A 24574-nucleotide genomic window follows, 5' to 3' on the forward strand; every position below is an offset into this window, starting at 1 on the left:
CTTAGCGGTCCACGTCGGCCATGACGAAGTCGATACTGCCCAGGTACGCGATCAGGTCGGCAACCATTTCGCCGCGGATCACCGATGGGATCTGCTGCAGGTGCGGATAGCTGGGGGTACGGATACGGGTGCGGTAGCTCATGGTGCCGCCATCGCTCGTCAGGTAATAACTGTTGATGCCCTTGGTTGCCTCGATCATCTGGAAGCTTTCATTGGCCGGCATCACCGGGCCCCAGGAAACTTGCAGGAAATGGGTGATCAGGGTCTCGATATGCTGCAGGGTGCGCTCTTTCGGCGGCGGCGTGGTCAGCGGGTGGTCCGCCTTGTATGGGCCTTCCGGCATGTTGCGCATGCACTGGTCAATGATCCGCAGGCTCTGGCGCATTTCCTCGACGCGCACCATGCAGCGGTCATAGGCGTCGCCGTTGTGGGCCAGCGGCACTTCGAAGTCGAAGTGCTCGTAGCCTGAATAGGGGCGAGCCTTGCGCAGGTCGAAGTCGCAGCCGGTGGCGCGCAGGCTGGGGCCGGTGGTGCCCCATTCCAGCGCTTCCCGGGTGTTGTACTGCGCCACGCCTATGGTACGGCCCTTGAGGATGCTGTTGTGCAATGCCGCCTTGGTGTATTCGTCCAGGCGCTTGGGCATCCAGTCGACAAAGTCCTTGACCAGCTTTTCCCAGCCGCGCGGCAGGTCGTGCGCCACGCCACCAATCCGGTACCAGGCCGGATGCAGGCGGAATCCGGTGACCGCCTCGATCACCGAGTAGGCCCGTTGGCGGTCGGTGAAGGTGAAGAATACCGGCGTCATGGCGCCCACGTCCTGGATGTAGGTGCCCAGGAACAGCAGGTGGCTGGTGATGCGGAAGAACTCGGCCATCATGATGCGGATGGTGTTGACCCGGTCCGGCACCGTGATGCCGGCCAGTTTCTCCACCGCCAGCACGTAAGGCAGGTTGTTCATCACCCCACCGAGGTAGTCGATACGGTCGGTATAGGGGATGTAGCTATGCCAGGACTGGCGTTCGCCCATTTTCTCGGCACCGCGGTGGTGGTAGCCGATGTCGGGCACGCAGTCGACGATCTCTTCGCCATCGAGCTGCAGGATGATGCGGAAGGCACCGTGGGCCGAAGGGTGGTTCGGGCCCAGGTTGAGGAACATGAAGTCCTCGTTGGCAGTACCGCGTTTCATGCCCCAGTCTTCGGGCCGGAAGCGTGCCGCTTCCTCTTCATGGGCCTGCTTGGCCAGGCTCAGGCTGTACGGGTCGAATTCGGTCGCCCGCGCCGGGTAGTCCTTGCGCAGTGGATGACCCTCCCAAGTGGGCGGCATCAGGATGCGGCTCAGGTTCGGGTGCCCGGTGAAGGTGATGCCGTACATGTCCCAGACTTCACGCTCGTACCAGTTGGCGTTGGGCCAGATACCGGTGACACTGGGCAGGTTCAGGTCGCCCTCGCTCAAGGCTACCTTGAGCATCACGTCGCTGTTCCGCTCGATGGACATCAGGTGGTAGAACACCGTGAAGTCCGATTCCGGCAGGCCGCGGCGCTGGGTGCGCAGGCGCTCGTCCACGCCATGCAGGTCGTAGAGCATGGCATAGGGCTTGGGCAGGTTGCGCAGGAAGGTCAACACGTCCTTGATCTGCGCACGGGCCACCCACAGCACCGGCATGCCGGTGCGGGTGTTCTGGGCGTGGAAGCTTTCCGGGCCGAAGCGGTTGGTCAGTTCGACGACCACATCCTGGTCGTCAGCCTTGTAGGGCGGGATATACAGAGCGGTGTCCGCTGTTGTCATGGTGTCGGTCGCTTTCGCTTTCGGTCAACGTCAAGAGTGAGTGCCAATAACGCCCTGTCCGCGATGGGCAGGGCGCCGGCTCACACTTCGTCTGGGCTGCGCAGGTTGGTGACCTGGATGCGCTGTTCGCGACGCAGGTCTTTCTGGGACGGCATCTCGGCGCGGTAAACGCCCTGATCGCCGACCACCCACGACAATGGCCGCCGCTCCTTGCCGATGGATTCCTGCAGCAGCATCAGGCCCTGCAGGAATGCTTCGGGGCGCGGCGGGCAGCCGGGCACGTAAACGTCCACAGGCAGGAACTTGTCCACGCCCTGCACTACGGAATAGATGTCATACATGCCGCCCGAGTTGGCGCAGGCACCCATGGAAATGACCCACTTGGGCTCGAGCATCTGCTCGTAGAGCCGCTGGATGATCGGCGCCATCTTGATGAAGGGGGTGCCGGCGATCACCATGAAATCCGCCTGTCGAGGCGAGGCCCGAATGACTTCAGCCCCGAAGCGGGCGATATCATGAGGCGCGGTAAACGCCGTGGTCATCTCCACATAGCAGCAGGACAGCCCGAAGTTGTACGGCCACAAGGAGTTCTTGCGGCCCCAGTTGACCGCGCCGCTCAGCACATCCTCGAGCTTGCCCATGAAGACGCTGCGGTGGACCTGGTCTTCGAGCATCTTGTCGTCGACGATGCCCTGTTTGCCCAGGGGATAACGCTGTTCCGGATCCTGTGGAGCATCCGGGTCGATCTTGGTGAGATTGTATTGCATTGCCAAAGCCTCATTGTTTCAGCTTCGCTTGCCGCTTACGACGACCTTCGGGTGCCCAATCGAGCGCCCCCACTCGCCAAAGGTAGACAAGGCCTGCCAACAGAATTGCTATGAAAATGAGCGCTTCGACGAAGCCGGCCCAGCCGCTCTCGCGTACCGATACCGACCAGGCGAACAGGAAAAGGGCTTCGATATCGAAGATCACGAACAGCATCGCGACCAGATAGAATTTCGCGGAAAGGCGCAACCGGGCACTGCCGACGGGCAGCATGCCGGACTCGAACGGATCATTCTTGCTGCGCCCCCAGGCCTTGCCGCCCAAGAGGCTCGACAGGCCCAACATGAAGGCGCAAAGCCCCACTACACCCAGGAGGAAGATGGCAAAGCCCCAGTTGTGGGCAATGAGTCCTGCTGTTGGGGTCATGCTGGCAATCCTTAACAGAGCGGCAGCTCTCTGTAATGAAGAAGGGTAAAGCAGTGACGAAATGTCGCAGCCATTAGATCGGCGGGATTTTATGGGCAAACCCGCGGCAAGTAAATTTGCTGCATCAAATTAATTCATTCAATTCATTGGCCTAGTAAGCGCTCCCTGCTTCAAAGCCCCATCAGCCGGGGATTCGACCGCTTTCACTCAACGCTGTTTCCTCCGCTGCGCAATAAACTTAGGTAAATGATAATAAGTCTCACTTAGTACACTTCGGTGGTGTCGTGCCATGAAGTCACTATAGTCCCGTCTTGAGTTTATGCCGGTTTCATTTCGTCATATGGACACAGGTCAAGGTTTGTGTGGTACAGCGGTCGAAACACGGCGGCGGCGAGATCGCTGGCAACAAAAAAGCCGCCCGTAGGCGGCTCGTAAGATCAAAGCGGTCAGTGGAACTGCTCTTCCTCGGTAGAGCCGGTCAGTGCCGTGACCGACGACACTCCACCCTGGATGACCGTCGTCATGTCATCGAAGTACCCAGTGCCCACCTCCTGCTGATGCGCGACGAAGGTGTAACCCTTGGCGGCATCGGCAAATTCCTGCTCCTGCAGCTTCACATAGGCGGTCATGTCGTTGCGGGCGTAGTCGTGGGCCAGGGAGAACATTCCATGCCACATGTTGTGGATGCCCGCCAGGGTAATGAACTGGTGCTTGTAGCCCATGGCCGACAGCTCGCGCTGGAATTTGGCGATGGTGGCGTCGTCCAGGTTCTTTTTCCAATTGAAGGAAGGGGAGCAGTTGTACGAAAGCAGCTGGTCCGGGTATTCCTTCTTGATGGCTTCGGCGAAGCGGCGCGCTTCGTCCAGGTCTGGCTTCGCCGTTTCGCACCAGATCAGGTCCGCGTAAGGCGCATAGGCCAGGCCGCGTGCGATGGCCTGATCCAGACCGGCACGAACCTTATAGAAGCCCTCAGGAGTGCGCGTGCCGGTTACGAATGGCTGATCGTAAGGATCGCAGTCCGAAGTGAGCAAGTCCGCCGCATTTGCGTCGGTGCGGGCCAGGATGATGGTAGGCACACCGGCCACGTCCGCCGCCAGGCGGGCGGCGACCAGTTTCTGCACGGCTTCCTGGGTGGGGACCAGTACCTTGCCACCCATATGGCCGCATTTCTTTACCGATGCCAGCTGGTCTTCGAAGTGCACCCCGGCGGCACCGGCTTCGATCATGCTTTTCATCAGTTCATAGGCATTGAGTACGCCGCCGAAACCCGCTTCGGCGTCCGCGACTATGGGCGCGAAGTAGTCGATATAGCCATCGTCGCCCGGGTTCTTGCCCGCTTTCCACTGAATCTGGTCAGCGCGGCGGAAAGCATTGTTGATACGCTTCACAACCGTTGGAACCGAATCCACCGGATACAGCGACTGGTCCGGGTACATGGACTCAGCGCTGTTGTTGTCAGCGGCGACCTGCCAGCCCGAAAGGTAGATGGCTTGAATGCCTGCCTTGACCTGTTGTACAGCCTGGCCGCCGGTAAGCGCCCCCATGCAGTTGACGAAGTCTTTGTCCGGGCGGAAGGAGGGGCGGGCCCCCTGGGTGACCAGCTTCCAGAGTTTTTCCGCGCCCTGTCTGGCAAAGGTGTGCTCAGGCTGAACGGAGCCACGCAGGCGGACCACATCGGCGGCGGTATAGGTACGGGTGACCCCCTTCCAGCGCGGGTTCTCCGCCCAGTCTTTCTCCAGGGCCGCTATTTGTTGTTCGCGTGTCAGTGCCATTGGGTAAGCCTCGTCGCATAGGTCTCTTGGGATGTCGTGCTCCGCCCGAAGGGCATCCATTCATCAGGGCGCGGCGGCAGAGGAAGGCTTGAGGGGAGGGCTGGAACCCATTGCGCGGGCGAACGAAAGGGCTGGCGAACCGGCATGGCTGAGCTGCGTGTAGTGTGGGGCTCAGGCCACTCCAAGATCGCACATCTGGCTGACAGGCCTTCGGCGCTTCCGTCCCTCGGGACAACTTCGTTCCAGTCGCAACCCCGTCAAACCGCCTTGTGGGCCGTGCTGACACCAGAGCGGTTCCCTAGGTAGCGAGAACGCGCGCCGGAGGCCCCGTATGAGGGCCCCTGATTAGCGGGAGCGAGGCCATCATGCCTTCGGGCAGGAACGCCGTCAAACACTTTGTAGTGTTTATTTCAGGTCACTACATACTTTCAGGAATACGACTCATCGGTCACGGAAAGGCCCTGGGGTCGGGCTCTCAGGGCAGGGCATCGACCCGGACCCGAAGCGTCATGTCGTCTCGGCCGGCAGTACCGTAATAGCGGGTGCCGGCGTTGCGTTCGGCCTGGCTTTGGCCGTTGATACCAGCGACGGTGATCCACTGGCCCAAGGGGCCGCTGACACGGGTGTCAGTGCTCTGCACGTTCACGACGTCAGGACGTTCCTGGCTCATTCGATCGTTGTTGGTGCTGATCGCCAAGTGTACGGTTTCACCGCTTACCGTGGCGGTGACATAGAAACCCTGGGTTACGTTGCGGTATTCGGTCTGGGTTTGCAGCCGCCCGTAGGCGTCGGTCTGCGCGGTCGTCAGCGGCACGCTCTGGCCAACCTGGATGAGGGCCGCAGCCCCCTCGCTGGCCTGCACTTGCTGCAATCCGCCGGTACGGTTGGCAGTGCCGTAGTGAATGACGCGACCACTGCCCGCGCCGCTGCCAGCGCTGCGATTGCTGTCACTGGTATCCACGCTGATGAGCAAGCGGCGCGCCGGCACGTCGAGCCGTTCCAGCACGGTGCCAAGTTCATCGAGCTTGCCTGGCTCGGCATTGACGACCAGCTGATTGCCCAGCGCGCTGACGCTGCCTTGATTACCCAGGAATGATCTCACCAAGGGCAATATTTCTTCGCTGCTACGGTAGTGCAGCTCCAGTACTTGGGTAGCCGCCTGGGTAAGCGGGGCGAGGGTCAGCAGGACAAGCAGGAAGAAGGGGCGCAGCGGCATGGCAGGTTACTCCGCGAGGTCGAGCCCCAAGTATGACTCAGGGCTCGCTTGCATGGCGGCACGCAAGTAGACGCGGTTCACAGGTTCGGTCCGTGAGTCCGAAACAACGCCGTCCTGGCGCTGCGGTTCGATGAGCTTGACCGCTAGCGTTCGCCTGGATGCACATCGAGCACCATGTCTACATGCGGCAGACCGGCCTCGATGAATTCCTCGCTCACCACCTTGAAACCGAAGCGCTCATAGAAGGCAGTGGCATGTACCTGGGCGGTGAGCTTGAGCTCGGTGAGCCCTCGCTGTCGGGCTTGCTCGATCACAGCCTGTAGCAGTGCGTCCCCAACTTTCTGTCCGCGCCAGTCCTTGAGGACCGACAACCGTCCGAGGTAGCCGTCCGGCAGCAGCCGGGCCGTACCGATGGCGAAGTCCCCTTGTTCGGCCAGAAAGTGCACCGCGGTTTCATCTTCGGAGTCCCACTCCTGTTCAGGCGGTACAGCCTGTTCAGCGACGAACACGCTTTCTCGAATCCGATGGATGCTCGAATAGTCCCGATGCCAGTCGGCCAGGCGGATGCTCAGCTCATTCATCGGCGAACCCCAGGCTACCTTGCATGACCAACTGACTGAGCAGGGTGACTGCCTCTTCGTCTTCCAGCCAGGGACCGAGGTTGGTCTGGTGCAGGGCGTCCGCCGAGCAGACCAGCTGCAGCAGCGGGCGCAGGTTGCCAGGTAGCAGGCGGCTCTGCCCGCTGGCAAACAGCATCAATTCGGCGCCCATTTCCGACCAGGCCAGCCGAGCGCTGGGGTTGCGGATGATAACCGCGCCCTGGGCCAGGGCCTCGAGCAGGTCTTCTTCGCTCAACTCGCTCCCGGCGACCCGCTCGGCATAACGAGGCTCGGTCATGAACTGGCCGAACCAGGTCAGCAGCAAGCGGTCATCGCTCATGTGGCGCGCCAGCAGATCCTTGAGGCGCGCCAGCGCGTCATGCTGGATCTGGCTCGGGTCCGTGGCTGGCTGGATATCCGGGTCGCCATAGCGCTCATCATCGGGAATGAACTGGCTGAGGAAGTCGGTGAAATGGGTCAGCACTTCGCTCGCGCTGGGTGCGCGGAAGCCAATGCTGTAGGTCATGCAGTCGTCTACGGCGGTGCCAAAGTGCGCCAGGCGAGGCGGCAGGTAGAGCATGTCGCCCGGCTCCAGCGTCCAGGCGTCGCTTTCCTGGAAATCCGCCAGAATACGCAGGTCGGCGTGTTCGAGCAGAGGACTTTCAGCGTCGCACATCTGGCCCACTCGCCAAGTGCGCTTGCCGTGCCCCTGCAGCAGGAATACGTCGTAGTGATCGAAATGAGGGCCCACGCCACCGCCAGGGGCGGCATAGCTGATCATCACGTCATCGATGCGCCAGGTGGGCAGGAAGCGGAAGGGCTCGAGCAGGGCGCTCACTTCCGGAACGAACTGATCCACTGCCTGTACCAGAAGGGTCCAGTCCTTGGCGGGCAGGCTCGAAAAGGTGTCTTCGCCGAAGGGGCCGCGGCGCAACTCCCAAGGGTGATCGCCGTGTTCCAGAACAATGCGTGATTCGATTTCGTCTTCCAGGGCCAGCCCGGCAAGCTCGTCCGGGCTGATGGGATTTTCGAAATCAGCGAATGCCTCGCGTACCAGAAGAGGTTTCTTCTGCCAGTAATCGCGCAGGAATTCTCGAGCTGTCAGGCCGCCGAGTAGTTGAAGAGGTTTATCGGAAGACATCGCTAACTCTTTGAATGTTATGACCATATAGAAAGAAAAACGCCCGGCCAGGCCGGGCGTTCGCAGGATGGGCCCTTAGATGCGACGGGCCTGCTCGGCAGCATTGCCGATATAGCTGGCAGGTGTCAGCCGGGCCAGTTCGGCCTTGGCACCTTGCGGGATTTCCAACGCCTCGATGAACTCCTGCAAGACCTGGGCGCTGATGCCCTTGCCGCGGGTCAGCTCCTTGAGTTTCTCGTAGGGGTTCTCGACGTTGTAGCGACGCATGACGGTCTGGATGGGCTCGGCGAGGACCTCCCAGCACGCGTCCAGGTCCGCCGCGATGCGCTGGGCGTTGATTTCCAGCTTGCCGATGCCCTTGAGGCTGGCTTCATAGGCGATCACGCTGTGAGCGAAGCCTACGCCCAGGTTGCGCAGGACGGTGGAATCGGTGAGGTCGCGCTGCCAGCGGGAAATGGGCAGCTTGCTGGCCAGATGCTGGAACAGGGCATTGGCGATCCCCAGGTTGCCTTCGGAGTTCTCGAAGTCGATGGGGTTGACCTTGTGCGGCATGGTGGAGGAACCGATCTCCCCGGCCACGGTGCGCTGCTTGAAGTAGCCCAGGGAGATATAGCCCCAGATGTCCCGGTCGAAGTCGATCAGGATGGTATTGAAGCGGGCAATGGCATCGAACAGCTCGGCAATGTAATCGTGAGGCTCGATCTGGGTCGTGTAGGGGTTGAATACCAGGCCCAGCTCATCTTCGATGAAGGCCCGGGCATTGGCTTCCCAGTCCACATCCGGGTAGGCCGACAGATGTGCGTTGTAATTGCCCACCGCGCCATTGATCTTGCCCAGCAGCGGTACGGCCGCCACCTGATTGATCTGGCGTTCCAGGCGATAGACCACGTTCGCCAGTTCCTTGCCCAGGGTGGTCGGGGAGGCGGGCTGGCCGTGGGTGCGGGAAAGCATCGGCACGTCAGCGAAGCGGATGGCCAGTTCGCGAATGGCCTGGGCGATCTGCCGCATCAGGGGCAGCAGGACGTTGTCGCGGCCTTCGCGCAGCATGAGCGCGTGGGACAGGTTGTTGATGTCTTCGCTGGTGCAGGCAAAGTGGATGAATTCGCTGACCTTGGCCAGTTCCGGAAGGCGCGCCGCCTGCTCCTTGAGCAGGTATTCGATGGCCTTGACGTCGTGGTTGGTGGTGCGTTCGATCTCTTTCACGCGCTCGGCGTGTTCGAGAGCGAAACCGGTGGCCAGTTCATCGAGCAATGCGTTGGCGCCTTCCGAGAACGGCGGCACTTCGGTGATCTGAGGGTGGGCCGCCAGGCGCTGCAGCCAGCGGACCTCGACCATCGCGCGGAAGCGGATCAGGCCGTACTCGCTGAAGATAGGGCGCAGGGCCTCGGTTTTGCCGGCGTAGCGGCCGTCTACAGGGGAAACCGCAGTGAGCGAAGAGAGCTGCATAGGGTGTTCTCGGACAGTCGGGCAACGAAAAGGGCGCGTATGATACACGAAAAGGCGTCGGGCTCGCTGGCCTATCGGCCAGCGCCCGGGTCATTCGCTACGCATCAACGGGTAGAGCTCGCGCAACAGCTTGCGCCGGCCAAGCAGCAGTTGCCAGCGATGGCCGCCGAGCTGTCGCCACAGGCGGGCGCAGCGGATGCCGGCCAACAACAGTGCGCGGATCTTCGAGGCATTGCTTGGTTGCTGCAGGAAGCGCATGTCGCCGTGGACCTGAATGCGTTGGCGCAGGGTGCTCAGGGTGTCCTGATAGAGGCCCCCGCAAGCGGCGATCACGTTCTCGTGGGCCGGCCCGAAGTGTTCGACCTGGGCCTGGATCTGCGGCAATCGCTTGCCAATGGTTTCCAGCATGGCGGGGCGCTTTTCCAACTGGCGCTCCAGCGTGACCATGGACAAGGCATAGCGCAAGGGCTCGCGCTGCAGGCTGACCGGGTCGCGCTCAAGGGCGGCGGCCAGGGCCTGGAAGCCCTCGCGCAGCGACTGGTGGCTGCCGCCAAAGACCTCCAGGGTGTCTTTCGGGTCTACCACCAGCAGGGTGCCCAGCATGGTCTCCAGTTCCACTTCGGTGATCTGCCCGGTCTTGGCTATCCGGTCCACCAGCGCGGCAGCCTGGAAGACGCCGCCGAGCGCGATCAATTGTTCCTGCATCCGGTTCATGCGGTTGCTGCCTCGCGTGGTGTCGCCGGCTCGGCGCTTTCGATCACGCCACCACCAAGGCAGACATCGCCATCGTAGAACACCACTGATTGCCCCGCAGTCACAGCGCGCTGGGGCTCGTCGAAGACGACCCGGTAGCCCTCCGCGGTACGCTCCAGGGTGCACGGCTGATCGGCCTGACGGTAGCGGACCTTGGCGGTCAGCCGGCGCGGGCTGGAAAGGTCCAGGGGGTTCACCCAAAAGATTTCCGACGCCAGCAAGGCCTTGGCGAACAGCCATGGATGATCGTTGCCCTGGCCGACGATGAGTTCGTTGCGGGTCAGGTCCTTGGCCAGTACATACCAGGGCTCATCGCCGGCACCCTGGAGACCGCCGATGCCCAGGCCCTGGCGCTGGCCGATGGTGTGGTACATCAGGCCATGATGGCGCCCGATGACCAGGCCCTCGGTGGTCTTGATCTCACCCGGTTGGGCCGGCAGGTATTGCTTGAGGAAGTCGCTGAAGCGCCGCTCGCCGATGAAGCATATGCCCGTGGAATCCTTTTTCTTGGCCGTGGCCAGGCCATGCAGGTCCGCGATGGCGCGCACTTCGGGCTTTTCCAGCTCGCCCACGGGGAACAGGGTGCGGGCGATCTGTTCGCCGCCCACCGCATGCAGGAAGTAGCTCTGGTCCTTGTTCGGGTCCAGGCCCTTGAGCAGCTCGGTAACGCCATCCCGGTCCCGGCGGCGCACGTAGTGCCCGGTGGCGATCAGGTCGGCGCCCAGGCCGAGGGCATAGTCGAGGAAAGCCTTGAACTTGATCTCGCGGTTGCAGAGGATGTCCGGGTTCGGCGTGCGTCCGGCCTTGTATTCGTCAAGGAAATGCTCGAACACGTTGTCCCAGTACTCGGCGGCGAAATTGGCCGTGTGCAGCTTGATGCCGATGCGGTCGCACACTGCCTGGGCGTCGGCGAGGTCTTCCCGTGCGGTGCAGTACTCGGTGCCGTCGTCTTCCTCCCAGTTCTTCATGAACAGCCCTTCGACCTGGAAGCCTTGCTGCAGCAGGAGGAGGGCAGACACGGAAGAGTCGACGCCGCCGGACATGCCGACGATCACGCGCGTATTACGGGGATCCCGATAGGGATCGTGAGAGAGAGGCTCACGCATGGGCTTGGATAAGGCTCTGGTGAAAACGAAGCATTCTATCAGGCCAGACGCCCACAGTGAAAAGCCGCCTCACTCGCGGATGACATCGAGACTGTGCGTCGGGCCGGCGAGGTAGTCTTCGATACAGCGTGGCACCAGCTCGCTGCGCCAGCGGTGGGGGGCGGCGAGCAGTTCCTCGCGGGTAAGCCAGTGAGTCGCGGTGATGTCCTGGTCCAGTGGGTGATCATGCCGACGCACAGGGCGAGCCGCGAAGCAGATCCGCTGGTAGGTGACGCCGTTGGAAGGCGCGACGTAAAGGTAAATGCCGACTACGCCCGTGAGCTCCACCTCCCAGGCTGTTTCTTCACGTGTCTCACGCAAGGCGGCCTGGCGCAGCGTCTCGCCCTGTTCAAGATGGCCCGCTGGCTGGTTGAGCACCAGGCGGCCGCCTTTGTGCTCCTCGACGAACAGGAAGCGGCCATCATCTTCGATGACGGTGGCGACAGTGATATGGGGTTGCCAGCTCATACAAATGTCCAAGTCCAGAAAATAAAAAACCCCGGCCTGGGCCGGGGCTGTGTCGCTCGTTACTGCAATGAAGCGATGGCTTCGTTGAGGGTTGCGCTGGGGCGCATGGCCTTGCTTGCCAGTTCCGCAGTGGCGAAGTAGTAACCGCCAATGTCCACAGGCTTGCCCTGGGCGCCGTTGAGTTCGGAAACGATGGTGTCTTCCTTGCTGGTCAGGGCCTCGGCCAACGGCTTGAAGCGCGCCTGCAGGTCGGTATCCTGGGTTTGCTCGGCCAGCGCCTGAGCCCAGTAGGTGGCCAGGTAGTAGTGGCTGCCGCGGTTGTCGATGCCGCCCACCTTGCGGGAAGGGGACTTGTTCGTGTCCAGGAACTTGCCGGTGGCCTGGTCGAGGGTGTCAGCCAGGACCTGGGCCTTGGGGTTGCCATAGGCGGTCGCCAGGTGTTCCAGGGAAGCGGCCAGGGCGAGGAATTCGCCGAGGGAGTCCCAGCGCAGGAAGCCTTCCTCGTTGAATTGCTGAACGTGCTTGGGCGCGGAACCGCCGGCACCGGTCTCGAACAGGCCGCCGCCGTTCATCAGAGGGACAATGGACAGCATCTTGGCGCTGGTGCCCAGTTCCATGATCGGGAACAGGTCGGTCAGGTAGTCGCGCAGTACGTTGCCGGTGACCGAGATGGTGTCCTTGCCGGCGCGAATGCGCTCCAGGGACACTTTCATGGCTTCCACTGGCGAGCGGACGCTGATGTCCAGGCCTGCGGTGTCGTGGTCTTTCAGGTAGCGCTGCACCTTTTCGATCAGCGCGGCGTCGTGGGCGCGGTTGGCGTCCAGCCAGAAGATGGCCGGGGTGTTGCTGGCGCGGGCGCGGTTGACCGCCAGCTTGACCCAGTCACGGATGGGCGCGTCCTTGGTCTGGCACATGCGGAAGATGTCGCCGGCTTCCACGGCTTGCTCCATCAGTACCTTGCCGTCGGCGTCCAGCACGCGGACCACGCCGTCGGCCTTGACCTGGAAGGTCTTGTCATGGGAGCCGTATTCCTCGGCCTTCTGGGCCATCAGGCCAACGTTCGGCACGCTGCCCATGGTGGTGGGGTCGAAGGCACCATTGCGCTTGCAGTCGTCGATCACGGCCTGGTAGATGGTGGCGTAGCAGCGGTCAGGGATCACTGCCTTGGCATCCTGCAGTTCGCCCTTGGCGTTCCACATCTTGCCCGAATCACGAATCATCGCCGGCATGGAGGCGTCGACGATCACATCGCTGGGCACGTGCAGGTTGGTGATTCCCTTGTCGGAGTTGACCATGGCCACGGCGGCGCGAGCCTGGTACACCGCCTGTATGTCCGCTTCGATTTCAGCCTGCTTGTCGGCCGGCAGCGATTTGATGCGCGCGTAGAGATCACCGATGCCATTGTTGCTGTTGAAGCCAGCCTCGGCCAGGGTGGCCTCATGCTTGGCCAGGGCGTCCTTGTAGTACTCTTCGACGAACTGGCCGAACATGATCGGGTCCGAGACCTTCATCATGGTCGCCTTCAGGTGTACCGAGAACAGCACGCCCTGGGCCTTGGCGTCTTCGATCTGCGCCGCGACGAATGCGCGCAGGGCCTTGCGGCTCATCACGGCACTGTCGATGATCTCGCCGGCCTGGACCTTGGTCTTTTCCTTGAGCACGGTGGTGTTGCCATCCTTGCCCGCGAGCTCGATGCGCACGGTGCCGTCGGCGGCGATGACGGCGGCTTTCTCGCTGCCGTAGAAGTCACCGTTGTCCATGTGCGCGACGTGGGCCTTGGAGTCCGCTGCCCAGGCGCCCATCTTGTGGGGGTGCTTGCGCGCGTAGTTCTTGACCGACAGGGGCGCGCGGCGGTCGGAATTGCCTTCGCGCAGTACCGGGTTCACGGCGCTGCCCTTGATCTTGTCATAGCGGCCGCGTACGTCCCTGGCCTCGTCGCTGTCAGCGGTGTCGGGGTAGTCCGGGACGTCGAAGCCCTTGGCCTGCAGTTCCTTGATCGCTGCCTTCAGCTGCGGCACCGAAGCGCTGATGTTCGGCAGCTTGATGATGTTGGCCTCGGGCGTGGTCGCCAGTTCGCCCAGCTCCGCCAGGTCATCGGATACGGCACGCTCGCCTAGACGTTCCGGGAAGGCGGCGAGGATGCGGCCGGCCAGGGAAATGTCGCGGGTTTCGACGGCGATGTCGGCGGTCTTGGTGAACGCCTCGATGATGGGCAGGAGGGAGTAGGTGGCGAGGGCGGGGGCTTCGTCGGTGAAGGTGTAGATGATCTTGGATCGGGTGGGCATGTCGAGTTAACTCTCTGTTTTGCTGAGCATGCTAAGCATCTCGTTGCGCAGGGTAGGCGCTTTCGGCGCAGCGGCGCGCGTCGAAAGTCGAGAGGCCTCGCGGTGATGTTGGGTGCATCAGTCGAGCGTCAAACGGCCGGGCCGAGGTGCGGGCCTGGACGGGTTCACGGTTACCGCTGGGCGTACCTTGCATGGGGGTGCGCCACTATGACTCACTGGTCACCGGGCGGAGTATATCAAACCCATGGCCGGGCGCACGAAAGTTCGCCGGAGGTGGCGGCAATGGCGATGGAAAGGCGGGAAGGGCGAAATATGACTGGGCCGCCTCGGTAAGCGGGCCCAGCCATCGGGAGTTGGGCTGCGTCAGGCGTGTTCGGTAGAAGACGCGTACTGTGAAACGGCAACGTTGACAGAGTCGGTTACCGGTGAAATCCCCACGGCATGCATGCCTTTAGGGCCTTGGATAATGTTGAATTTTACGGGTTGCCCTGCCTTGAGCGTTTTGTAACCTTCCATTTCAATGGCCGAAAAATGCGCGAACAGATCTTCGCTTTTTCCGTCCTCGTTGATGAACCCGTAGCCCTTGGCATTGTTGAACCACTTGACTTTACCGCTTGGCATGCTCATATCCCTCTGCAAAGGACCCCATCTCTGGAGTATCATCCACCAAGCCCGCGCGCCGGCCGAAAAATTTATTTGACTGCGCGGACCTTTCCTCCCCAATGTGGGTTCTACTGTTTGTAACACCGTTTTGCCGATAGTCAAGGTCATGCGGCGGCCGAGTATCAATCTGGACACACGTCTCACCACAACCTTCGATCGCTCAACGATGAACACTTCCGAAATGCATTCAACCAACCATATTCGTCTAACCTTCCAACAGGGCCGGCTCGGCCCGGACAGCCCCGCGCCTCACGAGGACGATTCCGCCGGCGTGGCGGTGCAGGAGTCCAAGCCGACGCTACAGGCGCCGCCGATGTACAAGGTGGTGCTGTTCAACGATGACTACACCCCGATGGATTTCGTGGTAGAGGTGCTGGAGCTGTTCTTCAACCTGAATCGCGAGCTGGCGACCAAGGTGATGCTGGCGGTGCATACGGAAGGGCGTGCGGTCTGTGGGCTGTACACCCGGGACATCGCCGAAACCAAAGCCATGCAGGTGAATCAGTACGCCAGGGAAAGCCAGCATCCGCTACTCTGTGAAATCGAGAAGGACGGTTGAAATCCGGCCACTTGGGTTATGAGGTGAAGCTATGTTAAACCGCGAGCTCGAAGTCACTCTCAATCTGGCCTTCAAGGAGGCTCGGTCCAAACGGCATGAATTCATGACCGTCGAGCATCTCTTGCTGGCCTTATTGGATAACGAGGCAGCCGCTACCGTGCTACGGGCGTGCGGTGCCAACCTCGACAAACTCAAGCACGACCTCCAGGAGTTCATCGACTCCACCACCCCACTGATTCCGGTCCACGACGAAGACCGCGAAACCCAGCCCACGCTCGGTTTCCAGCGAGTGCTGCAGCGCGCCGTCTTCCATGTGCAGAGCTCCGGCAAGCGCGAAGTCACCGGTGCCAACGTACTGGTGGCCATCTTCAGCGAGCAGGAAAGCCAGGCTGTTTTCCTCCTCAAGCAACAGAGCGTGGCGCGCATCGACGTGGTCAACTACATCGCCCATGGTATTTCCAAGGTGCCGGGGCATGGCGAGCACTCCGAGGGTGAGCAGGAAATGCAGGACGACGAGGGCGGCGAGTCTTCATCCTCCGGGAACCCCCTGGATGCCTATGCCAGCAACCTGAACGAGCTGGCGCGTCAAGGGCGTATCGACCCGCTGGTCGGGCGCGAGAGCGAAGTCGAGCGCGTCGCGCAGATCCTGGCGCGCCGGCGCAAGAACAACCCACTGCTGGTGGGCGAGGCGGGCGTCGGCAAGACCGCCATCGCCGAGGGCCTGGCCAAGCGCATCGTCGACAGCCAGGTGCCTGACCTGCTCGCCAACAGTGTCGTCTACTCCCTGGACCTGGGCGCGCTGCTGGCCGGCACCAAGTACCGGGGCGACTTCGAGAAGCGCTTCAAGGCCCTGCTCGGCGAGCTGCGCAAGCGGCCCCAGGCGATTCTCTTCATCGACGAGATTCACACCATCATCGGTGCGGGCGCTGCGTCCGGCGGGGTGATGGACGCGTCCAATCTGCTCAAGCCGTTGCTGTCCTCTGGTGAAATCCGCTGCATCGGGTCCACCACCTTCCAGGAATTCCGTGGCATCTTCGAGAAGGACCGTGCCCTGGCGCGTCGCTTCCAGAAGGTGGATGTCAGCGAGCCATCGGTCGAAGACACCATTGGCATCCTGCGTGGCTTGAAGAACCGTTTCGAACAGCATCACAGCATCGAATACAGTGACGAAGCCCTGCGTGCCGCGGCTGAACTGGCGTCTCGCTACATCAACGACCGCCACATGCCGGACAAGGCCATCGACGTGATCGACGAAGCCGGCGCCTACCAGCGCTTACAGCCGGCCGAGGCTCGGGTCAAGCGCATCGAGGTGCCTCAGGTCGAGGACATCATCGCCAAGATCGCGCGCATCCCTCCGAAGCACGTCAACAGCTCCGACAAGGAACTGCTGCGTAACCTGGAGCGCGACCTGAAGTTGACGGTGTTCGGTCAGGACGCGGCCATCGACTCGCTGTCGACGGCGATCAAGCTCTCACGCGCCGGCCTCAAGGCGCCCGACAAACCTGTGGGTTCCTTCCTCTTCGCCGGCCCGACCGGGGTCGGCAAGACCGAAGCCGCCCGCCAGCTGGCCAAGGCGCTGGGTATCGAGCTGGTACGCTTCGACATGTCCGAGTACATGGAGCGGCATACCGTGTCCCGGCTGATAGGCGCGCCTCCCGGGTATGTGGGCTTCGACCAGGGCGGGCTGCTCACCGAGGCGATCACCAAGCAGCCACATTGCGTGCTGTTGCTCGACGAAATCGAAAAGGCGCATCCGGAAGTCTTCAACCTGCTGCTGCAGGTCATGGACCACGGCACCCTGACCGATAACAACGGGCGCAAGGCCGACTTCCGCAACGTGATCCTGATCATGACCACCAACGCAGGTGCGGAAACCGCTGCGCGGGCCTCCATCGGCTTCACTCAGCAGGATCATTCCTCCGATGCCATGGAAGTGATCAAGAAGAGCTTCACGCCGGAATTCCGCAATCGGTTGGATACCATCATCCAGTTCGGTCGCCTCAGCCATGAAGTCATCAAGAGCGTGGTCGACAAGTTCCTTACCGAACTGCAGGCGCAACTGGAAGACAAGCGTGTGCAACTCGAAGTCACCGATGCTGCCCGCAGCTGGTTGGCGGCAAGTGGCTACGATGCGCAAATGGGTGCCCGGCCCATGGCTCGACTCATTCAGGACAAGATCAAGCGGCCCCTGGCCGAAGAGATCCTGTTCGGCGAGCTGTCGGAACACGGCGGGGTGGTGCACATCGATATCAAGGATGGCGAGCTTACGTTCGACTTCGAAACCGCCGCCGAAATGGCCTGAAGGCATGTGGCGAGGGTTCGCTCTCGCCGCGCCCTGTCAGTCACACGCATACGAAAAGCCCGGCTTGGAAGCCGGGCTTTGTCGTTTCGAGCTATCAGCGAGCGCGGTAGGTGATGCGGCCCTTGCTGAGGTCGTAAGGGGTCAGCTCGACGCGGACCTTGTCGCCGGTCAGGATTCGGATGTAGTTCTTGCGCATCTTTCCAGAAATATGCGCGGTAACGACGTGCCCGTTTTCCAACTCCACGCGGAACATGGTGTTGGGCAGGGTGTCGACGACAGTGCCTTCCATTTCGAAGCTGTCTTCTTTCGACATGCAGTAAAGCCCTCGGTATCCAGAAAGTGGCCCGGTGCAACTGCGCCAGGCAAAAGCGGCGCATATTGTGCCCGAAAAAGGGACCACGCGCCAAGGGCTCAGTTCAGTGTTACCCACCGCTGGTTGATCAGCAATTCGATTGGGCGGTACTGGGTCTTGTAGTTCATCTTCTTGCAGTTCTTGATCCAGTAGCCAAGATACACAGCCCCAAGGTTCAGCCGTAAGCTTTCCCTGATCTGCCACAGAATGGCAAAGCGGCCCAGGCTGCGTCGCTCTTCCTCGGGTTCGTAGAACGTGTAAACGGCAGACAGGCCGTTGGGCAGCAGGTCTGTGACCGCTACGGCTACGAGCCGGCCCTCGAGGCGGAACTCGTAGAAGCGGGAAAACGGCAGGTCCCGTACCAGGAAAGTTGAAAACTGATCGCGACTGGGCGGGTACATGTCACCATCATTGTGGCGCTGTTCGATATAGCGCCTGTAAAGGTCGAAATATTCTTCGGTGAAGCGCGGACGGGTCGCTTGTACCTGGATATCGGCGTTGCGCTTGAGGATACGCTTTTGCTGTCGGCTGGGCAGGAAGCGCGCCGCCGGGATGCGGGCCGGCACGCAGGCATTGCAGCGCTGGCAATGAGGGCGGTAAAGGTGGTCACCACTGCGACGAAAGCCCAGCTCTGAAAGGTCGGCGTAAACGCTCGGGTCCATCGGCTGGCTTGGGTCCAGGAACAGCGTGGTGGCCTGCTCGTCCGGCAGGTAGCTGCAGGCATGGGGTTGAGTGGCATAGAACTTCAGGCGCGCCAACTCGGTCATGATCAACCCTCGATCGAAGCTTACTCAATGAGTGTATGCCAGCGTGGCGCGACTCGCCTAGCGACCCCAGGTAGCCGTGCTGCTCGCATCCAGGTGGCGCTCAAGGTATTGGACGAATTCGGCGCGCGCGATTTCCCTTGCGCCGAAGCTTTCCAGATGACGGGTATGCATCTGGCAGTCGATCAGTACGAAACCATGACTGTTCAGGTACTCGGCCAGATAGGCGAACGCGACCTTGGATGCATCGGTTGCTCGGCTGAACATGGATTCACCGAAGAACAACCGGCCCATGGCGATACCGTAGAGCCCGCCAACGAGTTGGCCGTCTCGCCAGGTCTCGACACTGTGGGCGATGCCGCGCCGATGCAGCTCGGTATAGGCCCGTTCGACGGCAGGGGTGATCCAGGTGCCCCGGGCATAGGCGCGAGGCGCGGCGCAGGCCTGTATGACCTGGGTGAATGCCTTGTCCAGAGTGATCTGGAAGTGGCCTTGGCGTAGGGTCTTGCGCAAGCTGCGCGATACTCTGACATCGGTTGGCGCCACTACCATGCGTGGGTCGGGAGACCACCACATTACAGGCTGGCCTTGTTCATACCATGGAAAACAGCCATGTCTATAGGCCGCGATCAGGCGTTCCGGGGTCAGGTCCCCGCCAGCGGCCAGCAGACCGTTAGGGTTGCGCAGGGCTCGCTCCAGGGGTGGGAAGCACAGGTCGTTGCGGGTCAGCCAGGTCAGCATCGGAATGACAGGTCGAGCGAAAGGGGAGGGGAGAGTATCGCCCTCGGTGGTCACTGTCGTCGAGTCCGTATGCGCATGCTTGGCCGATGGCCAGCGAGCCAAGGGGCCCGGAACCCCCTGTCGGCCTGCTGGTCCATGAAGCTTCACGCAGATAAGCAAATAAAGGCTTTAACCCTTTGTCAGGTCAAGAAAACCATGGTCAAATCGGAATCATTTTATCAGTCGTCCGCCCGTGCTCGCCTGAACACTGGCCTAGCGCCACCCTATGACATCGGTACTGTAAATCCGTACAATGGTCAGCCATGAACGGAACCGGCCGCGATACAGTCCCTGGGTCGCGCGTACCGCGCAGGAAAGAACGCGTTTTGAAGAAGTCTACCGCTAAACCCGTCCCCGTCCCTCTCTGGCGGCAACAGCTGCACTACCGCTTGAAGGAGGGCGCCCTCATTGCCATGGCGGCGCTGTGCCTTTACCTCTGGATGGCCTTGCTGAGCTACGACCAGGCCGATCCGGGCTGGAGCCACACGGGCACCAGCGTCGGCCAGGTGCAGAACGCCGCTGGGCGCGCCGGTGCCTACGCCGCGGACATCCTGTTCATGGTACTGGGGTACTTTGCCTACATCTTCCCATTGTTGCTGGGCGTCAAGGCCTGGCAGATCTTCCGCGAGCGCCATCAGCCATGGCAGTGGAGCGGCTGGCTGTTCTCCTGGCGGCTGATCGGCCTGGTGTTCCTGGTGCTATCCGGCGCGGCGCTGGCACATCTGCACTTCCATTCTGCCGCCAGCCTGCCGGCCTCCGCCGGCGGCGCCCTGGGCGAAAGCCTTGGGGACCTGGCCCGCAACGCCCTTAACGTCCAGGGCAGTACGTTGCTGTTCATCGCGCTTTTCCTGTTCGGCCTCACCGTATTCACGGATCTTTCCTGGTTTGCGGTCATGGACACCACGGGCAAGATCACTCTGGACCTCTTCGAACTGGTCACGGGCGCGGCCAGCCGCTGGTGGGCGGCGCGTAGCGAGCAGCGACGCCTGGTGGCGCGCCTGCGAGACGACGAACCCGTGCATGTGGAAGCCCCCACACCCCGCAAGGAAACCCGTGTGGAACCTCGCAGCGAGGCCCGGCCGCAACCGGTAGCGGTGCGGCAGGAACCGGTGTTCGGCGGTGAGGTTGTGGCGCCAGCGGCCGCGGTGTCCACGCCGGCGGTCGCCATGGCAGGCGCCCCGGCGACCGCGCGGGCCAGGGTGCCCGAGGTGGCTCTGCGCATGCCATGGGACGACGAGGAGGAGCTGGAAAGCTTCTCCGCCCTGGACGCGGAAGCGCCCAGCGAGGCGCCCCGACTGGCGGCCGTGCGCCCTGTTGCCCAGGTGTCCGCGCCAGCGATGCCACCTATCATCGCGCCTGCCGCGCAAGCTCCGGCTGTGCCGGTTCCGGCTCCGAAAGCTGAACCCGTGCGGCGCCTGTTTCCGGAAAAGCCGGAGCCACCCATGGTGGACGCGGCGCTGGAAGGCACCATCCCCCCGTTATCGATCCTCGATCCGGTGCAAAAGAAGCAGGTCCAGTATTCGCCCGAATCCCTGGCGGGTGTCGGCCAGCTGCTCGAAATCAAGCTCAAGGAATTCGGCGTCGAGGTTACGGTAGACTCCATCCACCCAGGGCCTGTCATTACCCGCTATGAGATACAGCCCGCCGCGGGGGTCAAGGTCAGCCGGATTTCCAATCTGGCCAAGGACCTGGCGCGCTCGCTCGCTGTCACCAGCGTTCGCGTGGTGGAAGTGATTCCGGGCAAGACCACGGTGGGTATCGAGATTCCCAACGAAGACCGCCAGATCGTCCGTTTCTCCGAGGTGCTATCCACGCCGCAGTACGAAGAGGCGCAGTCGCCGGTGGCCCTTGCCCTTGGTCACGACATCGGCGGCAAGCCGGTGATCACCGACCTGGCCAAGATGCCTCACCTGCTGGTCGCCGGTACCACCGGCTCCGGCAAGTCCGTGGGGGTGAACGCAATGATCCTGTCGATCCTGTTCAAGTCCACGCCACAGGATGCGCGGTTGATCATGATCGACCCGAAGATGCTGGAGCTGTCCATCTACGAAGGCATCCCGCACCTGCTGTGCCCCGTGGTGACGGACATGAAGGACGCGGCCAACGCCCTGCGCTGGAGCGTGGCGGAGATGGAGCGCCGCTACAAGCTGATGGCGGCCATGGGCGTGCGCAACCTGGCCGGCTTCAACCGCAAGGTCAAGGAGGCGCAGGAAGCGGGCCATCCGCTTGGGGACCCGCTCTACCGTCGCGAGAGCATGGAAGACGAAGCGCCGCTGCTCAATACCCTGCCCACCATCGTGGTTGTGGTCGATGAATTCGCCGACATGATGATGATCGTGGGCAAGAAGGTCGAAGAGCTTATCGCCCGTATCGCCCAGAAGGCTCGTGCCGCCGGCATTCACCTGATCCTGGCCACCCAGCGCCCGTCGGTGGACGTGATCACCGGCCTGATCAAGGCGAACATTCCCACCCGCATGGCGTTCCAGGTGTCCAGCAAGATCGACTCGCGGACCATCATCGACCAGGGCGGCGCCGAGCAGTTGCTAGGCCACGGTGACATGCTGTACATGCCGCCCGGTACCAGTCTGCCGATTCGTGTTCACGGCGCGTTCGTTTCCGATGACGAAGTGCACCGCGTGGTGGAAGCCTGGAAGATGCGTGGCTCGCCTGACTACAACGACGATATTCTCAACGGGGTAGAGGAAGGCAGCGGCGGCACCTACGAAGGCGGCGGTGGCGGCGACGGCGAAGACAGCGAAAGCGATGCGCTCTATGACGAAGCCGTGGCTTTCGTATTGGAGAGCCGCAGGGCCTCCATCTCTTCGGTGCAGAGAAAATTGAAGATTGGCTACAACCGAGCGGCGCGCATGATCGAGGCCATGGAAATGGCGGGTGTGGTTACGCCGATGAACAGCAATGGCAGCCGCGACGTGATCGCGCCTGGCCCGGCGCGGGACTAAACGCTGGCGTCCGATGGCGCCGGCTGGCTTTCTGACTAGAGGATTATCATGCGCCTGATTCGCATGTTGTTGGTGTCCGCGCTGGCCTTGGCCAGCGCTTCCGTGGTGGCCGATGAGCAGGCGGTGAAGTCCCTGACCCAGCTGCTGGAGAAGTCGCAGACCCTGACCGGGCGCTTCTCCCAGCTCACCCTGGACGCAGGCGGTACTCAATTGCAGGAAACCAGCGGCGAGATGACCTTGCAGCGCCCTGGGCTCTTCAACTGGCACACCGATGCGCCACAGGAGCAGTTGATGGTGTCCGACGGCCAGAAGGTATCCCTCTGGGACCCGGACCTGGAACAGGTGACCGTCAAGAAGCTGGACCAGCGCCTGACCCAGACGCCTGCCTTGCTGCTCTCCGGTGACGTGTCCAAGATCAGCCAGAGCTTCGACATTACCGCCAAGCAGGCGGGCGATGTGATGGACTTCGTGCTCAAGCCGAAAACCAAGGACACGCTCTTCGACTCCCTGCGCTTGTCATTCCGGCGGGGCTTGATCAATGACATGCAGTTGATCGACAGCGTCGGCCAGCGCACCAATATCCTGTTCATGGGCGTGAAGGCCAACGAGCCGGTATCGGCCAGCAAGTTTACGTTCGCCATCCCCAAGGGTGCCGACGTCATCCAGGAATAAGGCCTCGCCGCCCTGATGGACCTGTTCAGTTCCGTCCCGCCCGCGCAGCCCCTGGCGGCGAGGCTGCGCGCGAGCACGCTTGATGAATACGTGGGCCAGGATCACCTCCTGGCCCGCGGCAAGCCCCTGCGCGAGGCGCTGGAACAGGGCGCGCTGCATTCAATGATCTTCTGGGGCCCGCCCGGGGTGGGCAAGACCACCCTGGCCCAGTTGTTGGCCAAGGTTTCCGATGCCCATTTCGTCACAGTCTCCGCGGTACTGGCCGGGGTGAAGGAGATCCGCCAGGCGGTGGAGGTCGCCCGTCAGCAGGCCGCGCAATACGGCCGGCGCACCTTGCTGTTCGTGGATGAGGTTCATCGATTCAACAAATCTCAGCAGGATGCCTTCCTGCCCTTCGTCGAAGACGGCACCCTGATCTTCGTGGGCGCTACCACTGAAAACCCCTCCTTTGAACTCAATAATGCTCTGCTGTCACGGGCCCGAGTGTATGTGCTCAAGAGTCTCGACGAAGCCGCCATGCGCCAACTGGTGCAGCGTGCCCTGAATGAACCCCGTGGCCTGGGGGAGCGTCGGCTGAGTCTGGAGGAGGGCGCTTTCGCCATGCTCATGGCGGCCGCCGACGGTGACGGCCGTCGCTTGTTGAACCTGCTGGAGAACGCCTCCGATCTGGTCGAGGATGGACAGGCTATCACCGTGGAGCTGCTGCAAAGCCTGCTCGGCGACACCCGCCGCCGATTCGACAAGGGCGGGGAGGCTTTCTACGATCAGATCTCCGCCTTGCACAAATCCGTGCGCGGCTCCAACCCGGACGGCGCGCTCTATTGGTACGCGCGGATGCTCGATGGCGGTTGCGACCCGCTTTACATTGCGCGGCGCGTGGTACGCATGGCCAGCGAAGACATAGGCAACGCGGACCCTCGGGCCCTGGCGCTTTGCCTTTCCGCCTGGGATGTACAGGAACGGCTCGGCAGCCCGGAGGGCGAATTGGCGGTGGCCCAGGCACTTGTCTATCTGGCTTGCGCGCCCAAGAGCAACGCCGTCTACACCGCGTTCAAGGCCGCCAAGGCCGATGCCGCGGGCCTGGGTTCACTGGAAGTGCCGCTTCACCTGCGCAACGCGCCTACCAAGCTGATGAAGAACCTGGGCTATGGCGACGAATACCGCTATGCCCATGATGAGCCAGACGCTTATGCCGCCGGTGAAGACTACTTCCCCGAAGGTATGGCACCACGGCATTATTATCAGCCCGTGCCGCGCGGTCTGGAACTGAAGATCGGCGAAAAACTCAAGCACTTGGCGGAACTGGACCGGGCCAGCCCCTTGCAGCGGAGGAAACCGTGATTCCCACAGTGGTATCGGTGGCCATGTTCGGCATTCTTGGCGGATTGCTCCGGTTCGCCACGGGCACCTGGGTAACCGCGAACTACCCGCGACATTATTACCTGGCGACCCTGGCGGTGAACCTCGTAGGCTGTCTGATCATTGGCTATCTTTACGGGGCTTTTCTGGCGCGTCCGGACGCGCCGCTGTACCTCAAGGCTGGCCTGATCGTCGGCTTCGTCGGCGGGCTGACAACCTTTTCATCCTTTTCCCTGGACACCCTGCGGCTGCTGGAAAGCGGCCAGGCACCCTTGGCCTTCGGCTATGCCGCTGCCAGTGTCCTAGGCGGCCTGCTCGCAACCTGGGCGGGCCTGTACTTGACCAAACTCTGAACAACGAG

Annotated in this window: 22 protein-coding genes; 6 read left to right on the top strand and 16 right to left on the bottom strand. The window is 62.1% G+C overall.

Annotated features, from left to right (window positions below):
- Position 1: 1 nt before the first annotated feature.
- The 13 genes from nuoC to cspD form a co-directional block, all read right to left on the bottom strand.
- Positions 2-1786, bottom strand: a complete 1785-nt coding sequence (gene nuoC / locus ACP691_RS18670; RefSeq protein WP_426153279.1) for an NADH-quinone oxidoreductase subunit C/D — start codon at positions 1784-1786, stop codon at positions 2-4.
- A gap of 80 nt (positions 1787-1866) precedes the next feature.
- Complete coding sequence (locus ACP691_RS18675) at positions 1867-2553, bottom strand: NADH-quinone oxidoreductase subunit B (protein ID WP_040263806.1); 687 nt, start codon at positions 2551-2553, stop codon at positions 1867-1869.
- 10 nt (positions 2554-2563) lie between these two features.
- Positions 2564-2977, bottom strand: coding sequence for an NADH-quinone oxidoreductase subunit A (locus ACP691_RS18680; RefSeq protein WP_426153276.1), 414 nt, complete (start codon positions 2975-2977; stop codon positions 2564-2566).
- Between the two features lie 446 nt (positions 2978-3423).
- On the bottom strand, positions 3424-4749 hold the full coding sequence (gene aceA, locus ACP691_RS18685; protein WP_426153274.1) for an isocitrate lyase: 1326 nt from the start codon (positions 4747-4749) through the stop codon (positions 3424-3426).
- A 475-nt stretch (positions 4750-5224) separates the two neighbouring features.
- Entirely contained in the window at positions 5225-5965 is a 741-nt protein-coding gene (locus ACP691_RS18690; protein ID WP_426153272.1) for a secretin N-terminal domain-containing protein, read from the bottom strand.
- Between the two features lie 143 nt (positions 5966-6108).
- Entirely contained in the window at positions 6109-6546 is a 438-nt protein-coding gene (locus ACP691_RS18695; RefSeq protein ID WP_426153270.1) for a GNAT family N-acetyltransferase, read from the bottom strand.
- Entirely contained in the window at positions 6539-7705 is a 1167-nt protein-coding gene (locus ACP691_RS18700; RefSeq protein ID WP_426153268.1) for a JmjC domain-containing protein, read from the bottom strand. Before ACP691_RS18700 ends, ACP691_RS18695 begins: the two co-directional genes overlap by 8 nt.
- A gap of 75 nt (positions 7706-7780) precedes the next feature.
- Complete coding sequence (gene purB / locus ACP691_RS18705) at positions 7781-9151, bottom strand: adenylosuccinate lyase (protein WP_426153266.1); 1371 nt, start codon at positions 9149-9151, stop codon at positions 7781-7783.
- 90 nt (positions 9152-9241) lie between these two features.
- Positions 9242-9865: a high frequency lysogenization protein HflD gene (gene hflD / locus ACP691_RS18710; RefSeq protein WP_426153264.1), complete on the bottom strand. Its 624-nt coding sequence runs from the start codon at positions 9863-9865 to the stop codon at positions 9242-9244.
- Entirely contained in the window at positions 9862-11010 is a 1149-nt protein-coding gene (mnmA, locus tag ACP691_RS18715; RefSeq protein WP_426153262.1) for a tRNA 2-thiouridine(34) synthase MnmA, read from the bottom strand. Before mnmA ends, hflD begins: the two co-directional genes overlap by 4 nt.
- A gap of 69 nt (positions 11011-11079) precedes the next feature.
- Positions 11080-11517, bottom strand: coding sequence for an NUDIX hydrolase (locus ACP691_RS18720; protein ID WP_426153260.1), 438 nt, complete (start codon positions 11515-11517; stop codon positions 11080-11082).
- Between the two features lie 59 nt (positions 11518-11576).
- Positions 11577-13802, bottom strand: coding sequence for an NADP-dependent isocitrate dehydrogenase (locus ACP691_RS18725; protein WP_426153258.1), 2226 nt, complete (start codon positions 13800-13802; stop codon positions 11577-11579).
- Between the two features lie 363 nt (positions 13803-14165).
- Positions 14166-14423 carry a cold shock domain-containing protein CspD gene (gene cspD, locus ACP691_RS18730; RefSeq protein ID WP_040264459.1) on the bottom strand — a complete coding sequence of 86 codons (258 nt, stop codon included), beginning with the start codon at positions 14421-14423 and terminating at the stop codon, positions 14166-14168.
- A gap of 223 nt (positions 14424-14646) precedes the next feature.
- Here cspD and clpS point away from each other — a divergent pair, with 223 nt between their 5' ends.
- Positions 14647-15024 (top strand): ATP-dependent Clp protease adapter ClpS, encoded by a 378-nt coding sequence (gene clpS, locus ACP691_RS18735; RefSeq protein ID WP_040264457.1) that lies wholly within the window; start codon positions 14647-14649, stop codon positions 15022-15024.
- A 31-nt stretch (positions 15025-15055) separates the two neighbouring features.
- Positions 15056-17326: an ATP-dependent Clp protease ATP-binding subunit ClpA gene (gene clpA, locus ACP691_RS18740; protein ID WP_426153256.1), complete on the top strand. Its 2271-nt coding sequence runs from the start codon at positions 15056-15058 to the stop codon at positions 17324-17326.
- Positions 17327-17420: 94 nt separating this feature from the next.
- Here the strand turns inward: clpA and infA are convergent, their stop codons facing one another.
- The 3 genes from infA to aat form a co-directional block, all read right to left on the bottom strand.
- Positions 17421-17639: a translation initiation factor IF-1 gene (gene infA / locus ACP691_RS18745; protein WP_002553999.1), complete on the bottom strand. Its 219-nt coding sequence runs from the start codon at positions 17637-17639 to the stop codon at positions 17421-17423.
- A 98-nt stretch (positions 17640-17737) separates the two neighbouring features.
- The gene (locus tag ACP691_RS18750; protein WP_426153254.1) at positions 17738-18445 is read right to left on the bottom strand and encodes an arginyltransferase; all 708 of its coding nucleotides are present in this window, start codon (positions 18443-18445) and stop codon (positions 17738-17740) included.
- Between the two features lie 57 nt (positions 18446-18502).
- Positions 18503-19183, bottom strand: a complete 681-nt coding sequence (gene aat, locus ACP691_RS18755; protein WP_426153320.1) for a leucyl/phenylalanyl-tRNA--protein transferase — start codon at positions 19181-19183, stop codon at positions 18503-18505.
- A gap of 365 nt (positions 19184-19548) precedes the next feature.
- On the opposite strand from aat, the gene ACP691_RS18760 reads away from it, so the two are divergent.
- From ACP691_RS18760 to crcB, 4 genes are read left to right on the top strand one after another with little or no spacing between them, the layout of a single operon-like run.
- Positions 19549-22182: a DNA translocase FtsK gene (locus tag ACP691_RS18760; protein ID WP_426153252.1), complete on the top strand. Its 2634-nt coding sequence runs from the start codon at positions 19549-19551 to the stop codon at positions 22180-22182.
- Positions 22183-22230: 48 nt separating this feature from the next.
- The gene (gene lolA / locus ACP691_RS18765) at positions 22231-22854 is read left to right on the top strand and encodes an outer membrane lipoprotein chaperone LolA (protein WP_426153250.1); all 624 of its coding nucleotides are present in this window, start codon (positions 22231-22233) and stop codon (positions 22852-22854) included.
- Between the two features lie 15 nt (positions 22855-22869).
- Complete coding sequence (locus tag ACP691_RS18770; RefSeq protein WP_426153248.1) at positions 22870-24195, top strand: replication-associated recombination protein A; 1326 nt, start codon at positions 22870-22872, stop codon at positions 24193-24195.
- Positions 24192-24566 carry a fluoride efflux transporter CrcB gene (crcB, locus tag ACP691_RS18775; protein ID WP_426153246.1) on the top strand — a complete coding sequence of 125 codons (375 nt, stop codon included), beginning with the start codon at positions 24192-24194 and terminating at the stop codon, positions 24564-24566. Before ACP691_RS18770 ends, crcB begins: the two co-directional genes overlap by 4 nt.
- Positions 24567-24574: the final 8 nt, after the last annotated feature.

This window comes from Pseudomonas sp. DC3200b2, from assembly GCF_049895785.1.
GTDB lineage: Bacteria > Pseudomonadota > Gammaproteobacteria > Pseudomonadales > Pseudomonadaceae > Aquipseudomonas > Aquipseudomonas massiliensis.